At 64.1% G+C, this 16,937-nt stretch carries 14 protein-coding genes; 5 read left to right on the top strand and 9 right to left on the bottom strand.

From position 1 onward, the window contains the following. The first annotated feature begins 2 nt into the window (after window positions 1–2). Window positions 3–698 (top strand): transcriptional repressor LexA, encoded by a 696-nt coding sequence (lexA, locus tag GGR13_RS06770; protein WP_183212730.1) that lies wholly within the window; start codon window positions 3–5, stop codon window positions 696–698. Here the strand turns inward: lexA and GGR13_RS06765 are convergent. Further along, window positions 692–2,860, bottom strand: a complete 2,169-nt coding sequence (locus tag GGR13_RS06765) for a ComEC/Rec2 family competence protein (RefSeq protein WP_183212729.1) — start codon at window positions 2,858–2,860, stop codon at window positions 692–694. The two genes, lexA and GGR13_RS06765, sit on opposite strands and share 7 nt — an antisense overlap. Here GGR13_RS06765 and gltX point away from each other — a divergent pair. The 3 genes from gltX to lepB all read left to right on the top strand — a co-directional run bounded on the left by gltX (window position 2,859) and on the right by lepB (window position 6,532). Further along, window positions 2,859–4,280 carry a glutamate--tRNA ligase gene (gene gltX / locus GGR13_RS06760; protein WP_183212728.1) on the top strand — a complete coding sequence of 474 codons (1,422 nt, stop codon included), beginning with the start codon at window positions 2,859–2,861 and terminating at the stop codon, window positions 4,278–4,280. The genes GGR13_RS06765 and gltX overlap by 2 nt on opposite strands. A 54-nt stretch (window positions 4,281–4,334) precedes the next feature. Beyond that, window positions 4,335–5,636 carry a citrate synthase gene (gltA, locus tag GGR13_RS06755; protein WP_183212727.1) on the top strand — a complete coding sequence of 434 codons (1,302 nt, stop codon included), beginning with the start codon at window positions 4,335–4,337 and terminating at the stop codon, window positions 5,634–5,636. 125 nt (window positions 5,637–5,761) lie between these two features. Further along, complete coding sequence (gene lepB / locus GGR13_RS06750) at window positions 5,762–6,532, top strand: signal peptidase I (protein ID WP_183212726.1); 771 nt, start codon at window positions 5,762–5,764, stop codon at window positions 6,530–6,532. Here the strand turns inward: lepB and GGR13_RS06745 are convergent. Further along, window positions 6,529–6,861, bottom strand: coding sequence for an EF-hand domain-containing protein (locus tag GGR13_RS06745; protein WP_183212725.1), 333 nt, complete (start codon window positions 6,859–6,861; stop codon window positions 6,529–6,531). The two genes, lepB and GGR13_RS06745, sit on opposite strands and share 4 nt — an antisense overlap. A 176-nt stretch (window positions 6,862–7,037) precedes the next feature. Between GGR13_RS06745 and GGR13_RS06740 the strand changes: the two genes are divergently transcribed. Next, window positions 7,038–9,524: a DUF305 domain-containing protein gene (locus tag GGR13_RS06740; protein ID WP_221230450.1), complete on the top strand. Its 2,487-nt coding sequence runs from the start codon at window positions 7,038–7,040 to the stop codon at window positions 9,522–9,524. Between the two features lie 63 nt (window positions 9,525–9,587). On the opposite strand, the gene lpxB is transcribed toward GGR13_RS06740, so the two are convergent. From lpxB to bamA, 7 genes are read right to left on the bottom strand one after another with little or no spacing between them, the layout of a single operon-like run. Beyond that, window positions 9,588–10,757: a lipid-A-disaccharide synthase gene (gene lpxB / locus GGR13_RS06735; protein ID WP_183212724.1), complete on the bottom strand. Its 1,170-nt coding sequence runs from the start codon at window positions 10,755–10,757 to the stop codon at window positions 9,588–9,590. Further along, window positions 10,754–11,602, bottom strand: a complete 849-nt coding sequence (gene lpxI, locus GGR13_RS06730; RefSeq protein WP_183213121.1) for a UDP-2,3-diacylglucosamine diphosphatase — start codon at window positions 11,600–11,602, stop codon at window positions 10,754–10,756. Before lpxI ends, lpxB begins: the two co-directional genes overlap by 4 nt. Further along, a complete protein-coding gene (gene lpxA, locus GGR13_RS06725; RefSeq protein ID WP_183212723.1) occupies window positions 11,599–12,381 on the bottom strand; it encodes an acyl-ACP--UDP-N-acetylglucosamine O-acyltransferase in 783 nt (260 codons plus the stop codon). The genes lpxI and lpxA overlap by 4 nt, the downstream gene beginning before the upstream one ends. Continuing rightward, window positions 12,378–12,854: a 3-hydroxyacyl-ACP dehydratase FabZ gene (gene fabZ, locus GGR13_RS06720; RefSeq protein WP_343060305.1), complete on the bottom strand. Its 477-nt coding sequence runs from the start codon at window positions 12,852–12,854 to the stop codon at window positions 12,378–12,380. The genes lpxA and fabZ overlap by 4 nt, the downstream gene beginning before the upstream one ends. Further along, on the bottom strand, window positions 12,847–13,860 hold the full coding sequence (gene lpxD / locus GGR13_RS06715) for a UDP-3-O-(3-hydroxymyristoyl)glucosamine N-acyltransferase (protein ID WP_183212722.1): 1,014 nt from the start codon (window positions 13,858–13,860) through the stop codon (window positions 12,847–12,849). The genes fabZ and lpxD overlap by 8 nt, the downstream gene beginning before the upstream one ends. Window positions 13,861–13,884: 24 nt before the next feature. Then, window positions 13,885–14,475 carry an OmpH/Skp family outer membrane protein gene (locus GGR13_RS06710; protein WP_183212721.1) on the bottom strand — a complete coding sequence of 197 codons (591 nt, stop codon included), beginning with the start codon at window positions 14,473–14,475 and terminating at the stop codon, window positions 13,885–13,887. A 39-nt stretch (window positions 14,476–14,514) separates the two neighbouring features. Continuing rightward, window positions 14,515–16,935, bottom strand: a complete 2,421-nt coding sequence (bamA, locus tag GGR13_RS06705) for an outer membrane protein assembly factor BamA (protein ID WP_246347726.1) — start codon at window positions 16,933–16,935, stop codon at window positions 14,515–14,517. Between the last annotated feature and the right edge of the window lie 2 nt (window positions 16,936–16,937).

The following is a 16,937-nucleotide window of genomic DNA, read 5'->3' as shown; positions in this document are numbered from 1 at the left end:
CCATGTTGACGCGCAAACAGCACGAACTTCTGATGTTCATCCATGAGCGCATCAAGGAGACTGGGGTGTCTCCGTCGTTCGACGAGATGAAGGAAGCGCTCGACCTCGCCTCCAAATCCGGCATCCACCGACTGATAACGGCACTGGAAGAACGCGGCTTCATCCGTCGTCTGGCACATCGCGCCCGTGCGCTGGAAGTCGTCAAGATGCCGGATCAGGCCACCACATCGGCCCCGCGCGGAGGGCGCTCCCCGTTCAAGCCAGGCCTGATCGAGGGCGGTGGACGTGCCGTGCCCGTCGAGGTCGCGAACGACATCCGGGAATTGCCCCTTCTGGGCAAGATCGCAGCGGGTACGCCCATTGCCGCCATCCAGCACGAGCAGGGCCGTTATCCGGTGCCGGAATCCATGTTGGGCTCTGGCGAGCATTACATGCTCGAGATCGAGGGCGATTCCATGATCGAGGCCGGCATCCTCAACGGCGACTTCGTCGTCATCAAACGGGTCGACAATGCATCGTCAGGCGAAATCGTGGTCGCGCTTGTGGAGGGCGAGGAAGCCACGCTGAAGCGCCTGCGTCGCAAGGGAGCCTCGATCGCGCTGGAACCGGCCAACCGCAACTACGAAACCCGGATCTTCGGGCCCGACCAGGTTGAGGTTCAGGGCAAACTTGTCGGTCTCATCCGTCGATATCACTGAACTTTTTTGGCGGATCCGTGGCCGGTGACGGTCCAAGGTCGATTGCCCCGATCATCCGATGTCCAATGAGCCACCCAGCCGGCGTCAGTCTTCCATAGCTCTACCGCCCCACCGGTCGCATAGTCTGCTCCGTCAAGTACGAGGCGCTGCTGGCAGGCAGCAGGCAGGCTTCGAACCGGAGCGCGCAGGCTGACGATCTTTGCACCCGAACAGAGGTCGGAGAGCTGATCCTGTGTCGGGGGGCGAATGCCCCACCAGAGCGCAACAGACCCGTTTTCCCCATCGGGCACACAGGAAAATCGATCGCAGGTCCAGCCTTCGTCCGGTCGGGGGACTGGCTGGAGGCCACGCCGCCTCGACCAGACGTCCGATGCAAAGGTCCGGACACCCGGGCGCAGAATGATCGCGTCCTGACCCTGGACATAGGCCGCATTGGTGCCGCCATCGCTGATCCAGACATCCGGGGCAGGCATTCTGGGCCAGATCAGGACCGCTGCGGCGAACGGCAGCCCCAGCCAGCGACCCTGCCCCTTCCAGAGGCAGATGAACAGGATGCCCAGAAAGGCGATCGGCAAGGCCACATCAGGAGCGCTTGGGATAGTCTGAACGGCTCCCGGCAGATCGGCGACCCAACTGCCGATAGCCAGCATCGCTTCGACCGCCGTGCCCGCAACCCACAGGAACGGACCGCCCAGCCCGACAGGTTCGAGCGCGGCCCCGAGGGCCAGCATGGGCATCATGACAAAGTCCGCGAGCGGTGATGTCGCCATGTTCGCAACCAGGCCGTAGACGGCGACACGATTGAAATGCTGCATGGCAAATGGTCCTGTCGCCAGTCCGGCTACCAGACTGGCGGTCATTGCCGTTGCGCCCCAGGAGATGAGCCGCTGTACGACAAGTACTGGCCAAGGCACGGAAATTTCCTGCGTTCGCCTTGGCCACACTTCGACGAGCGCGACGAGGGCCGCTGTTGCGGCGAAGGACATCTGGAAGCCCGGCGTGACGATGGCTTCGGGCTGCAGCAGCAGCACGGCAAAGGCCGCAACCCCGAGGGCGTGCATGGTCAGGGCCTGACGATCAAGCAAGATAGCGGCAAACGCGATCGAGGCCGTGATCGCGGCCCTTTCTGCTGGCGGCGGTGAGCCCGACAGGATGAGATAGGTCCCGACCGCGACCAGGCCGGCAACGGCCGCCAGCTTCTTTCCGGACACCCGCAACGCTAGCCAGGGCCATCCTGCGACCAACAGACGTACGCCAAAAAAGGTGAACCCGCCGACGATGGCCATGTGAAGCCCCGAGATCGACAGGATGTGCGCGAGACCGGAATCGCGCATGTCTTCGAGCGTCTCCTTCCCGATCCAGGCTTCGTGGCCCGTAACCATGGCGGCTGCCACGCCACCTGTGCGCTCTCCGAGTCGCGCCACGATCTGCTGCGCCAGAGCATACCGGATGGCATTGATCCTCATCTCGAGCCGCAATCGCCAGGGCGGCGGCGGCAGGGCCGTGGGCAGGGTGTCAGACAGGGCAAAGGCAACGCCGCCAAGGCCCTGGAAGTAGGCGCCCCGTGCGAAATCATAGGCCCCCGGACTGGCAGGCGGGGGCGGCGGATTGATGATGGCGAACAATCGAACCGGCGCCCCCGGCGGGGGCGGCTCGCCCCGGACGGTGGTCCGGAGCCTGAGCGGTGTATCCTTGGGAGAGAGGCCCTGGATGTGAACGGGCGCAATCACCACCCTGGCACCATTGGCTCCGGGACTGTCCACATCGATGACCCAGGCCATCACTGTCGCGGGCTCGGACAGTGCCGGTGCCACAGGGCCAGCGACCCTGTCTGCCCGCACCTTGCTTGTGGTGACGCCGAGAGACAGGCAGGCCAGCAGCATCATGGGCAGAGTCACGACCCGGCGTTGTCCAGACGCGCGCGCAGCCAGCCACAGCCCGCAAGCCAACACCGTGACCATGAGCAGCGGCCACAGCGATGGCTCGGTTTTCAGTGCGAAGTACAGGCCGCAGCCGCCACCGAAAGCAACCGGTGCCCACAATCGCCATCGCAATCCCTGAGCCAGAATTTCGGCGCGTAAGGTGGTCCTGAACCACGTCCATACGCTGGGCTTTGGCGTGCCGAAGGGTATAAGGGCCGCCCCTTCGGACGTACCCTTCATGACCTCTCCAGATCCCCAGTCCCCTGTTGTCACCCGCTTTGCCCCTTCGCCAACCGGGTCGCTGCACATCGGCGGCGCGAGAACGGCGTTATTCAACTATCTTTACGCGAAAGGCCGCGGAGGCAAGTTTCTTATCCGTGTGGAGGACACGGACCGCGAGCGGTCGACGGATAACGCCGTCAAGGCGATCTTTGACGGGCTGAGCTGGCTGGGCCTGACAGCGGATGAGGAGCCTGTGTTCCAGTTCGCGCGCGCCGATCGTCACCGCGAGGTTGTCCAGACACTGCTGGCGACGGGTCACGCCTATCGGGATTATACGTCAGCGGAGGAAACAGGCCGACTTCGCGACGAGGCGAAAGCCGCGCGCACGGCCTTTGAGTCGCCATGGCGTGATCGCGCCCCAGCCGAGGGTGACCCGGCGCTGCCGCATGTCGTTCGATTCCGTCGCCCCCTGCCTGCAACGGTCGTTGTCGAGGATCAGGTTCAGGGGTCTGTCAGTTGGTCGACCAGCGACCTGGACGATCTGGTCCTGCTGCGCTCGGACGGCGCGCCGACATACAATCTTGCCGTCGTTGTAGATGACCATGACATGGGGGTGACCCACGTGATCCGCGGCGACGATCACTTGAACAACGCGGCGCGTCAGTCCCTGATCTACGATGCGCTCGACTGGCCCCGGCCCGTGTTCGCCCACATTCCCCTGATCCATGGTCCGGACGGTGCCAAGCTGTCAAAACGGCATGGGGCCCAAGCGGTCCATGAGTATGCCGAGATGGGCTATCTCCCCGAAGCAATGCGCAATTACCTGGCACGACTCGGGTGGTCCCATGGCGATCACGAACTGTTCAACGATGCCGAGGCCGCCGAGTGGTTCGACCTTGCCGGCGTCGGCAAGGCTCCTGCACGTCTGGACTTCGACAAACTGGCCCACGTCAACGCTCACTGGATCCGCCTCGCGGATGAGGGGCATCTGGCACGGCTGGCGCTCGACGCCCATGTGGCCCGCAATGGCGGGGCCAGCGAGGGCGATGAGGATCGTCTCCGGCGAGCCCTTCCCTTCGTCAAGGATCGAGCCAAGACAACGATCGAACTGGCTGATCAGACGGCCTTTGTCATCAAGCGACGTCCGCTCGAACTTGACGAAAAGGCCAGGGCAATGCTGGCTGGAGAAACTGCAGAACGCATCGCAAGGGTGCGCGATCGCCTCGCCTCGTCTGCCGACTGGGACGTGATCGCGCTCGAAGCCGAGCTCAAGGCTTTTGCAGAGGTCGAGGGCGTCGGTTTCGGCAAGATCGGACCGCCGATGCGCGCGGCCCTTTCAGGCGGGAGTCCTTCTCCGGACATCGCAAGAATTCTGGCGGCTTTGGGGCGCGACGAAAGTCTGGGGCGCTTGGATGATGCGCTGCAACAGACTAAGTGAACCCATCAGCTGGCGCGGTCGCGTCGGGCTTCACGCAGGGACCAAGGGCAAAGCATGACCGACACTAACAATTCCGCCGGAACGGCGACCCTGACCTATGGCGACAAGTCCGTGGAGATGCCGGTGCTGTCCGGCTCGACCGGTCCGGACGTCATCGACATCCGCAAGCTCTACGCCGCGACCGATGCCTTCACCTATGACCCGGGGTTCACGTCGACGGCCGCCTGCGAAAGCGCCATCACCTTCATCGACGGCGACAAGGGGACCCTGCTGCACCGCGGCTACCCCATCGGACAATTGGCGGCACAGTCGAACTTCGTCGAAGTCTGCCACCTGCTGCTTCACGGCGAGCTGCCGACGGCCGAACAATACGAAAAGTTCGAGCGCAGCATCACCATGCACACGATGCTGCATGCCCAGTTCGATCGCTTCTTCGAAGGCTTCCGCCGTGACGCGCACCCGATGGCCATCATGGTCGGTACGGTAGGAGCCCTGTCGGCGTTCTATCACGACAGTCTGGACATTCATGATGCCCGGCAGCGCGAGATTTCGGCCATCCGTCTGATCGCTAAAATGCCGACGATCGCGGCGCGCGCCTACAAATACCACATCGGTCAGCCCTTCGTTTCGCCGCGCAACGATCTGAACTACGCCGAGAATTTCCTGCGCATGTGCTTCGCAGTGCCGGCCGAGGACTATGTCGTCAATCCGGTGATGGCCAAGGCCATGGACAGGATTTTCACCCTGCATGCCGACCATGAACAGAATGCGTCGACCTCGACCGTTCGGCTGGCCGGATCGTCAGGGGCCAACCCCTTCGCCTGTATCGCTGCCGGCATCGCGTGTCTGTGGGGGCCTTCGCATGGCGGGGCCAACGAGGAGGCGCTGACGATGCTCAAGGAAATCGGCACGCCGGACAAGATTCCGGAATTCATCGAAGGCGTGAAGGCCAAGAAATACAAGCTGATGGGCTTCGGTCATCGGGTCTACAAAAACTATGACCCGCGCGCGACCGTGATGAAGGAGAGCGCTGACGAGGTGCTGGCTGCTGTCGGGGATCCGAATGATCCCCTGTTCCAGGTCGCTAAGGAACTGGAGCGCATCGCCCTGAACGACGAGTATTTCATCGAGCGCAAACTCTTCCCGAACGTGGACTTCTATTCGGGCATCACCCTGTCGGCGATGGGATTCCCGACCTCGATGTTCACCGTCCTGTTCTCTCTGGCGCGCACCGTTGGCTGGATTGCGCAGTGGCAGGAAATGATCGGCGATCCGACCCAGAAGATCGGCCGCCCCCGCCAGCTCTACACTGGTCCGACCGAGCGGGATTATGTCCCGATCCAGAACCGCGGCTAAACGCATTCAGGCGGACAGGAACGCCGGGACATCCGTCCCGGCGTTTTCTTGTCCGGACACTCTGTCGGCGTGTCCGGACACGGTTTTCGTTGAGGTCAGCGCGCGCCGAGTGGTGGACTGGCCCCATGACCCAGACCCAGCCATTCCCTCGCAAAGCCTCCACGCCGGCACAGCCGTCCACCCTGGTCCCCTGGTTCCGTGACGTCGGCATTGCCGTCTGTGGCGCGCTCGCGTTCCAGACTGCGGTCTTGCAGCCCTTCACCATCCCCTCGGCCTCGATGGAGCCCGGACTTGTTGTCGGGGACTATATCGTCGTGTCCAAATTTGCGTATGGCTGGAGCCAGGCATCCCTCCCCTTTGATCCGCCCCTCGCCGCGAGGCGGCTGCTGGGTCGTCTGCCTGCCCGGGGTGACGTGGTCGTGTTCCGCCGTCCGAGCCGTCCGCGGGAGATCTGGATCAAGCGCGCCATTGCCCTGCCCGGCGACCGTGTCGAGATCAGGCAGGGCGAGGTGATCGTCAATGCGCGTCCCCTGCCACAGACCTTGTTGGGGCCCGGAATCGACGTCGACATGCCCCTGCGGCCCGTCCAGCGGGTAGCCGAGCAGCAACCGGGCGGCCGCCGCTATGTCATCTTCGAGCAGGGGCCGGATCAGCCGGGGGACGACCGGGCTCCGATCGTTGTGCCCGATGGGTTCGTCTTCGTCATGGGTGACCATCGCGACAATTCGCTCGACAGTCGCTGGCCCGGCAATGTCGGCGTCGGCCTGCTTCCTCTCGAAAACATCGTCGGTCGCGCCGACATCGTGGTCGCATCCTGGCACCCGGGAGCAGCCATCTACAAACCCTGGACCTGGTTTGACCTGAGATCCGGGCGTTTCCTGAAGCGTATTCGCTAGCGCGCCTCGAACTCCGCAGGCGTCAGAAACCCGTCATTGTTGACATCCAGCCGCTCAAAGGCCGCCCGCTGCGGCAAGGCCTGAGCGATGGACGGCGCGGCCACGGCACCGATCAGGACACCCGTCCCGGCGACGGCCAGGGCTTGTAACCAGCGCCCCCATCTGCGGGCTGGCTCACGGTGGCTTTGGCCATGGGTTTCAATAACGCCGCGCAGGACGTCGCTGGCTGTGACACCTTGGGCCCGGCATCTGGCCATGAACGCCACCTTGGACGCGTGCGGCAGCCGGATTTCCAGCGTTTCGCTCTTTTTCGGGGATCGAACTGTCATTGGGCGTCCACCGTCATGTGTTCAGTCGCCGACACCGTAATGCACAGGGGGCAGCGGCTCCAGAGGCAATGGACTGAACCCACGCCGCCCTTGGGGATCGGCTGAAGGGGCCGCTTATGCAGTCGCGTTTCTGCATGCTACCGGTGTGGCTGAGCAATTCCGAGGGAGTGAAGCCGTTGCAGACCGTTCGTCCGACCATTCGTGGAATTCTGGGGAGTTCCGTCGCAGCCGGGGTCCTGTTGTTCGCCACGGGATCCGTGGCCCAGCAGGCGCCGATCATTCAGCCGGGAGCCCCTGGACAGGCGTCGCGGGCGCTTGAAGGCGCAGACGCCGCGCGCATTGCCGACAATCGCTATTCTGCGGACGACGTGAAATTCATGCAGGACATGATCCTGCACCATGCCCAGGCCGTCGAAATGGCAAAGCTGGTCAGCGACCGAACCAATACCCAGGCGGTTATCGACATCGCGGGCCGGATCAATGCCTCGCAAGCTGACGAGATCACCTTCATGCGCGGCTGGCTGACCGAGCGCGGGGAGACGGCGCCTGATCCCGCGCAGGGCCATGCCATGGCGGGGATGGATCATGGCTCCCATGGTGCCGGGCACGCGTCCATGGATCACAGTTCGCATGCGAGCATGCCGGGCATGGCGACCCCGGCCCAGATGTCGGCCATGGCAGCAGCCAGCGGTCCAGAGTTCGACCGCCAGTTCCTCGAGCGCATGATCGCGCACCACGAGGGCGCCGTCGAAATGGTCAGCACGCTGTTTGGCCGTTCTGGCTCGGCCTATGATCCCGTCCTGTTCAGGTTCGCCAATGACGTCACAAACGAACAACAGGCCGAAATCAACCGCATGTCGGCTCTGCTCCGAGAGCGCGCCGAAGATCCCCGCAGCACACTGAAGGGCGACTTCCGCGACGCCCAGCAGGCTGCCAGCAACATGACCCTGGTGGCCAGCCTTCCGAAGCCCACGGGCTTCTTCGACCCCCAAAATCCAGCCGGCCTGCCGCCCCCCATTCCGTCCGCGTCCGATGACGCCGACACACAGTCTGACAGGACCACCCGGCCGGAATCCGCTGCCCAGTATGGCCGTCGCTCTCCGTTCCTGAGCTTTGCCAACACGGACATGGCGTTCAAGGGTGATCTTCTGGCAGTCGGAAACTACCATGGTTTCAACCTCTACCGGCTCGGTCTGGGTGATGTACCGCAACTGATCAGCTCGGTTGTCTGTCCGGGTGGCCAGGGCGATGTCTCGATCGTCGGCGACCTGCTCCTGATGTCGGTCGAGTCGAACAGCGGCCGGGTCGACTGCGGTCGTCAGGGCGTCGGTTCGGACCCGACACCGGAGCGCTTCCGGGGTCTGCGGATCTTCGACATCAGCAATGCCGCCCAGCCTGTCCAGGTCGGCCAGGTCCAGACCTGCCGGGGGTCCCACACCCACACCGTCGTCTCGGCCGATCCACGGACTCTCGTGGTCTACAACTCCGGCACGGCCAACGTCCGCGACGAGAAGGAACTGGCCGGCTGTGTGGTCGGTGCACCCGGCGATGCCCGCACGGCCCTGTTCCGCATCGATGTCATAGAGATCCCGGTCGCGAATCCATCCCAGGCCCGGATCGTCGACAGTCCATCGGTGTTTGCCGATACCGAGACGGGCCGGATCGCCGGGCTCTGGGCGGGCGGTGACCATGGGGAAGGCACCCAGACCACCAGCCGCACAGACCAGTGCCATGACATCACCCTGTTCCCGTCCAGGAACATCGCGGGCGGAGCCTGTTCCGGAAACGGTATCCTGTTCGACACCTCCGATCCCCGCGCGCCCCGGCGCCTCGATGCCGTCACGGACGAAGGGTTTGCCTACTGGCACTCGGCCACGTTCAACAATGACGGGACCAAGGTCATCTTCACCGACGAATGGGGTGGCGGCGGGCGTCCGCGTTGCCGGGTTCAGGACCCCAAGACCTGGGGTGCCAATGCTGTCTACGATATCGTCGGTAACCAGCTGGAATTCCGCAGCTACTACAAACTGCCGGCCCCTCAAGGCGACAAGGAGAACTGCGTCGCCCACAATGGCTCGATCATTCCGGTTCCGGGACGCGACCTGTTCGTCCAGGCCTGGTACCAGGGCGGCATCTCGATCAGCGACTTCACCGACTCGTCGAATGTTCGCGAGATCGCCTATTTCGACCGCGGTCCGGTCAACGAGCAACACGGCACCATGGGCGGCTTCTGGTCGGTCTACTGGTACGATGGCCTGATCTACGGCACGGAAATCGCCCGCGGTCTGGATGTTCTGGCCCTGACGCCGAGCGAGCATCTGACCGAGAACGAGATCGCCGCGGCCCGCATGGCCGATGAAGGTGGCACGGTGAACCCGCAGCAGCAGTTCCCGGTCAAATGGCCGGCGCACCCGGTCGTGGCCAAGGCCTATCTGGACCAGCTTGCGCGCACGGATTCGATGCCGGTCGAGATGCGGACGCAGATCACGGCCGTCCTGGATCGGGCGACAGCACTCGTCGACGGGGGAATGCAGGATGCTGCAATGGCCCGCAGCCTGCGCGATCTCGCTGCACAGGTTCAGCCTTCAGGCTCCGACCAGACCGCCAGGCGAATGACAGGGCTGAAGGAAACGCTGACCGGAATCGCTGCCCGCCTAAGCTAAGCTGCCATCCCGGCAAACTGACAAGGGGGGCGCAGCGCATAGGCTGTGCCCCCTTTTTCTGTTTTAGTGCGGGACCATCTGCCTTCTTGCGATTCGCAGAACAGTTTCCGCTGCGATTTCAGACGGATCGCGACCTTCGCGTCCCATCCGGTCAAGGGCCGCAGTCTGACGTTCAGTCTGGTCGCTCCGGGCTGCTGGGTCGTCCAGCAGGCGACCGACCTCTGCCACGAACCGTTCAGGTTTGGCATCGCCCTGGATGAGTTCGCGGGCGATTTCCGCGTCGGCCGCATGGTTGAACAGAGTGGCATACTTGCCGGTGAAGAACGGCTTCATGATCGCATAGCTGACAGGACCGAACCGGTAGCCGATGACCATCGGGGCTCCGGCCAGGGCCAGTTCGGTCGAGACCGTCCCGCTGGTGGCGAGAGCCACGGTTGCGGCCTTCATGGCCGAGAGCTTGTCGACCTCCTCGACGAGATGCGCGCGGAAGGGCCATGCCGCGACCCTTGCCTTGACGTCATCGGCCACGGTTCCGGCGACAACGACCGCAACAGCCAGATCAGGACGTTCAGCCTTCAGCGCGATGGCCGCCTGTTCGTAAACCGGCGTCATCAGGCGGATCTCACTCGGTCGGCTCCCAGGCAGGATCAGCAGCAGGGGCTGATCCATGGTCAGGTTGCGATGGGCCCGAAACCGCTGCGGATCCGCGGCGCTCATGTCGATATGCAGGGCCTGGGAGCCGACGACGGTCGTCGGCAGCCCTTCACGCTCGAACCATGGAGCATCAAAGCTGTAAAGCGCAAGAAGATGGTCCACAGATTGGGCAAGGGCCCTGGCTCGCCCGGGCCGCGAGGCCCAGACCTGGGGTCCGACATATTTGATCAGCTTCACGTCCGGCAAAACCTCCCGGATGGCCTGGGCGACCCGGATCGTGAACCCCCAGCTGTCGATCAGAACGACCGCGTTGGGCCGTTCCCGAACCGCCATGGCCACGGTATCGGCGACCCGCACACGCACCCTGCCATAGGCCCGAAGACCCTCCAGCCATCCGAGGATGGACAGTTCGGCAATGTCGAACGGGCTGATGATCCCCTGCTCTGCCATGCGCGGGCCACCGATGCCGACAAAGGTGACCTCTGGGTCCTGAAGCTTGAGAGCGGCTGCCAGCCCGGCTCCCAGCGCGTCGCCGGACGCCTCGGCCGCCACGAGCATGATCTTGACCGGGGCCGTCACGACGGATCTTCGCCCCAGACGAACAGACCCAGTCGGTCGGCAGCCGCGATGATTCCTTCGCGGTCAATCAGGATCAGGTGGCCGGCCAGCCCCCCGACGCCCGCGAGGCCTGCCGCAGCCGCCAGTTCGATCGTGCGTGTGCCGATCACGGGCATGTCCACCCTTAGGTCCTGGATCGGCTTGGGGGCCTTGCCCAGCGTGCCCTTGCGGGCAGATCCCGATCCCCTGAGATCGGCGGGCAGTCCGGCGACGCGGGCCAGCATCGCGTCCGTCCCCTCCTGAGCCTCTACGGCCAGAACCAGTCCGTCACAGACCACGGCACCCTGCCCGATATCGAGTTCTCCCGCTTTTTCCGCGACGTGGAGAGCTTTTCTGAGATCAGACAACTGGTCGGTCGTGGGACTGATGCCGCCCAATGCCCCGAGCGGCAGGGTATGGCCGCCCAGGATGTCGTCGGCTCCCTCGACGGCATATCCCTCGTTCTCGAACACCGACAGAATCTTGCGAAGGAGGGCATCATCCCCCCGGGTCGCGGCAGCGATGATCCCGGGCAGCACAGACGCGCCCTTCAAATCAGGCTTCAACGTCTTGAAATCCGGACGATTGACCGTCCCGGCCAGACAAATGGCGGTACAGCCTTCCCGTTTGAGGGCCTTCAGGATGCCTCCGATCTCGGCCATGCCAAAGGTCTCGCCCGGCCAGCGTTCCAGTTGAGTGTCGCTGAAACCAGCCAGCCGGATGACATACAGCCCCCGCCCCTCCGCCTCGCAGCGCCGCGCGATGGCCTGCGGGAGTTCGCCGCCGCCCGCGATCAGGCCCAGCCGCCCTGCCACGGGTGCCGTCATGCGCCTGGCAGGCACAGGGGACGTTTGGAGTCCGCGCGGATGAACCCGACGATCTCCTGAATCTCGGGAAGATCGGCAAACGTGGCCTCGACCCGGTCCAGCCGCTCTACGAAGACGTCCCGCCCCTCGAAAAGGTCCCGGTACGCCGCCAGCAACCGGCGGATCGCATCCTTGCCATAGCCCTTGCGCTTCAACCCGATCAGGTTGAGCCCGTGAAGTTGCGCATGATTTCCCCAGGCAGAGCCATAGGGGATGACGTCACGGGTCACAGCCGCCAGTCCCCCGACGATGGCCCCCTGCCCGACCCGTCCGTTCTGATGCACGGCGCAGAGCCCCCCAAGGAACACCCGGTCCCCGATCCGCGCATGTCCGCCCAGTGTGGCCTGATTGGCCATGACGACCGTGTCGCCCACGACCGCGTCATGACCGACGTGGGCCCCGGTCATGAACAGCCCGTGCGACCCGACACGCGTCACGCCGGTTCCCTGGGGAGTTCCACGGTTGAAGGTGCAGTGCTCGCGAATGCTGTTGTCCGTGCCGATCTCCAGCCGTACAGGCTCGCCGCGATAGCCATTGTGCTGGGGATCACCACCCATAACGGCGAACGGATGGATCACCGTTCGCGCGCCGACCGTGGTGTCCTGCTGGATCACGACATGGCTGACCAGATGCACACCCTCTGCTAAGGCGACGCCGGGACCGACCGTGCACCACGGGCCGACGACGACATCGGCCGCGAGGTCAGCAGAGGGGTCGACAATTGCGCTGGGATGGATCACGGCGTGACCGGATCAGCGACGGTCGCCACCATGGCTGCAAAATCGGCTTCGGCAGCCAGTTTGCCGTCGATGTAGGTCTCGCCCCGGAATTTGAAGATGTCGCCCCGCTGCCGGGTGACCTTGACCTGCAGCCGAAGCTGGTCGCCGGGCCGGGCGGGCTTGCGGAAGCGGACGCCATCAATGGACATGAACAGGATGACCTTGCCCTCGACGGCGACGTCCAGCGTCTTGGACATCAGCAAGGCCCCGGTCTGGGCCATCGACTCGACGATCAGGACGCCCGGCATGACCGGATCGATCGGGAAATGGCCCTGAAAGAAGGGCTCGTTGTGACTGACGTTCTTGATGCCGGTGATCGAAACGCCCGCGACGAAATCCTCGGCGCGATCCACCAGCAGGAACGGGTAGCGATGAGGCAGTCGCCGCATGACCTCGGCATAGTCGATTCGGATAGTGTCGGTTTGTTCAGTCACGCCCTTCGCCCTTCTTGCGGGTTACCTGTCTGGCAAGCCAGACCGTCTCGCGCAAGAACTGACGGATCGGTTTGGCCGGATAACCGGACCAGGTCTCGCCAGCCGGAATATCGGCCAGGACGCCGGCACCGGCAGCCACACGGGCCCCCTCGCCGATCGAGATGTGGTCCCCGATGCCGGCCTTGCCGCCAAACATCACATTGTCGCCGACCCTGACCGAACCGGAAATCCCGGTGTGCGCCGCGATCAGCGCATTGCGACCGATCACGCAGTTGTGGCCGATCTGGACCAGGTTATCGATCTTAGAGTTTTCGCCAACGACCGTGTCATCAAACGCCCCGCGATCGATGCAGGTGTTGGCACCGATCGTCACGCCGTCCTGCAGGATGACGCGCCCCAGTTGCGGCACGTCGACCGGGCCAGTGCTTGAGCCTGCGGCACCAAACCCGGCTTCGCCGATGCGGGCTCCGGACAGGATGGTGACGCGGTCGCCAATCAGCGCAAAGCCGAGGGTGACCTGGCTGCCGATCTGGCAGTTGCGCCCGATCTGGACGCCCGGTCCGATGACGGTATTGGCTCCGACATGGGTGCCACGCCCGATCCGGGCTCCCTTGCCGAGCACCACACCCGGCGCGAGGCTGACGCTCTCGTCCTCGCAGACCTCGGATACGGACGCGGCGTGATCGAGCAGGATGGGTCTGTGGAGCGCAAGAGCGGCTCTGGACCATGCGGCCTGTGGCTCGCGCGAGGTGATCACAGCCGCTGACGACGGCGCGAGCTCGACAGCGGATTCCGGAAGGATAACGCACCCCGCAGAAGTCGAGGCCATGGCCTCGACGAATTTGCGGTCACCCAGAAAGGCCACGGTCTGATCATCAGCGGTTGCCAGGGGAGCAACCCCCGTAACGACAGCGTCACCGCCGCGCACGAGTGTGCCGCCGATCCGCTCGGCAAGGTCGGAGACCTTGATCGCGTCCAGCGTCAGAAAGAAGCGGGCGTCCGGCATGGTCCCTCGCGCCCGCTCGGGGTCTTATTGTGCGGGCTGCTGGACCGGCACAGGCAGACGGTTGAAGCTGAGCGACGGCAGGGCCGTGTTCAGGCGCTCGATCACCGCGTCCGTCACATCCATGGCCGGGTTCAGAATGAAGACGCTTTCGCGGTCGATCAGAATCCCGCAGCCACGCTCCTGATAGACGGTCACAAGCAGGGGCTCGACGGCAGCCGAGATCAGGCGACGCTGTTCCGACAGGGTGTAGCGAAGCTCGTTCTCGCGCGTCTGCTCAAGCAGCTGGGCTTCCTGAACACGGGTCTGCAGCGCCTGGCGATCAGCGTCAGTCACCGTTGGGCCACCGGCCTGGATGCGCTGGTACTCATTGGTGATCGACGTGCCGTAGGGGGCGAGTTCACCCTGAACTTCCGTCGCCAGTTGCTCCATGCGCGCCTGGACCGAAGCGCCAACAGTCGACTGGGCCAGCAGGCGCTGGTTGAAATAGACGCAGACGCCCGGGATTGCAGGTCCCTGATTGACGGGTCCAGCTGTCTGGGCCGTCGCCGCCGACGGCAGGGCGGTCGTGGCGAGAAGCGAGGTAAGCGCGAGAGCGCCGATGGCGAGGATTTTCATGACGTACCTTGTGGAGACGTGTGGCCCTTGGGACCGGGCTTAGAATTGGGTCGAGGTGGAGAAGCGGAAGGTTTCGGACTGGTCGTAGTCTTCCTTGGACAGGATCTGACTGAAGTCAAAGCGGATCGGTCCCATCGGTGAGCGCCAGTGCACACTGAGGCCGGCCGAGGCCCGCAGGGACAGGTCGTCGACGATCTGGGTATCGACCACCCCACCCGAGGTCAGGGTGTAGCGGTCATCCAGCAGGCCTGTGGTGCCAACGTCGGCAAACAGCGAGGTGCGAATGCCATACTGTTCGGGAAGGCCGTTCGGCAGGGTCAGCTCTGCACTGCCGACTGCGTAGAAATTGCCGCCGAGAGAGTCATTGGTGCGCAGGTCGCGCGGTCCAAGGCCCGCGGTCTCGAAGCCGCGGAATGTGTTGCCACCCCGGAAGAAGCGGTCGTTGATCCGGACCGCATCACCGTTCCAGCCCGTGACATAGCCCAGCGAGCCCTGCAGGCTGACGATCCAGTTCGGCGTGATGCCGTAATACCAGGCACCGTCGACCTCGGTCTTCAGATAGTTTACGTCGCCGCCGATGCCCGCCAGGTCCTGACGCAGCGCACCACTCCAGCCGCGCGTGGCGCGGATCGGGTCATTTCGGCGATCGATCTGCAGCGTGTAGCCGACCGAGGAGTTCAACGAAGCCCCGACCTGCTCACACAGGGCGCGCGAGCCCGCGCCGCCCGCATCGCAATATCCGAACGGGACGATGATCTCGTCGTCCTTCACGAAGTAACGCGTGCTGAACCGGGTATAGCCGTTCAGCGGATAGGACAGGCGCAGCCCGGCCCCGGTCGAACGATAGTCGAACGAAGACTCGTCCTGGAAGTCGTAGCGCGAGTGGAACATGTCGAAGCCGGCGCCGACGTCACGGCCCAGGAATTTCGGCTCGGTAAAGCGGAAATCGATCTGCTGGCGCAAGGAGCCCCATTCGACCCGGGCGGTCAGGTTCTGGCCGCGACCCCGGAAGTTCCGCTCGGAAATCCCGAGGTTGACCACGAAACTGTCGACCGAGCTGAAGCCTGCACCGACAGAGAGTTCGCCGGTGGGCTGCTCTTCGACCGTAACATTGACGACCGAACGGTCCGGGGCAGATCCCGGCGTTTCCTCGATCGTCACTTCCTTGAAAAAGCCCAGCCTACGCAGGTTGTTGCGTGACGCCTCGACAAGCGTCCGGTTGAACGCGTCACCTTCCGTGAGCAGAAGCTCGCGGCGGATCACAGGGTCGATCGTGCGGGTGTTGCCAACCACATTCATCCGCTCGACATAGACCCGCTGGCCTTCGCTGACGTTGAAGGTCACGTCGACGGTGTTGGTCTCGCGGTTTGCCGTATAGGTCGGATTGATCTCGACGAAGGCATAGCCGGCCGAACCGGCTGCAAACGTCAGGGCGTCGACCGAGGACTCGATCTTGTCGCTCTCGTACAGGTCTCCGGTCTGGATCGGCAGCAGCAGGGCGAGGAAATCGCCGTTCAGCCGCGCGTTTTCGGTCACAACCTTGACCTCGCCGAAGTTGAATTTCGCGCCTTCATCGACGGTCAGGGTCATGGCGAAGGCGCTGTCGTCCGGGGCCAGCTCCGCTACGGCCGAAACGATCCGGAAGTCGTAATAGCCGCGGTTGGTATAGAATTTCCGCAGCTGCTCGCGATCGTAGTCCAGGCGGTTGGGGTCGTAGTTATCGTTGGTATTGAACAGGCGGAACCAGCGGGTCTGCTTCGTCACCATCACTTCGCGCAGGTCGCTGTCGCTGAACTCCTGATTGCCCAGGAAGGTGATGGTCCGCAGACCCGTCTCTGGGCCTTCGTCGATCTCGAAGATCACGTCGACGCGGTTCTGCTCGAGCTGCACCAGTTTGGGAGTGACCGTTGCCGAAATCCGTCCGCCCAGACGATAGAGCTCGATGATCGAACCCACATCCTCCTGGACCCGGGCGCGGGTGTAGATGCCGCGCGGCGCGACCGTGACCTCTTCAGTGAGCTTGTCCTCGCTGATCGCGCCGTTGCCCTCGAACACCACCTGGTTGATGATCGGGTTCTCGACGATGGTAACGATCAGATCGCCGTTGGCCTGCAGACCGATCTGGATGTTCGCGAACAACTGGGTGCGCGTCAGGGTGCGGATCGCCACATCCAGCAGCACCGGATCCAGCGTGTCGCCCGGCTGGATCGGCAGATACGACAGAACGGTCGTGGCATCGATCCGCTGGTTGCCCTGCACCAGGATACGATTGACGACGCCGCCCTCCTGGGCCGGAGCGGCCCGGGGCGCTTCCTGTAGCGGGGCTGTCGTGATGGCTGGCGCGCTCTGAGCCATCGCCGTGGAGCCCAGACCGGCCGCGAACACTAGCGCCAGGGCGCTGCTTCCAGCGCGAACGCAACCGCGCGAAAGGGATTGGGCGGCGGAAATGGACGTCATCATGC

This window comes from Brevundimonas variabilis (assembly GCF_014199945.1).
GTDB lineage: Bacteria > Pseudomonadota > Alphaproteobacteria > Caulobacterales > Caulobacteraceae > Brevundimonas > Brevundimonas variabilis.
Note: the sequence above shows the minus strand (reverse complement) of the source record. Positions and strands in the feature narration are given on the sequence as shown.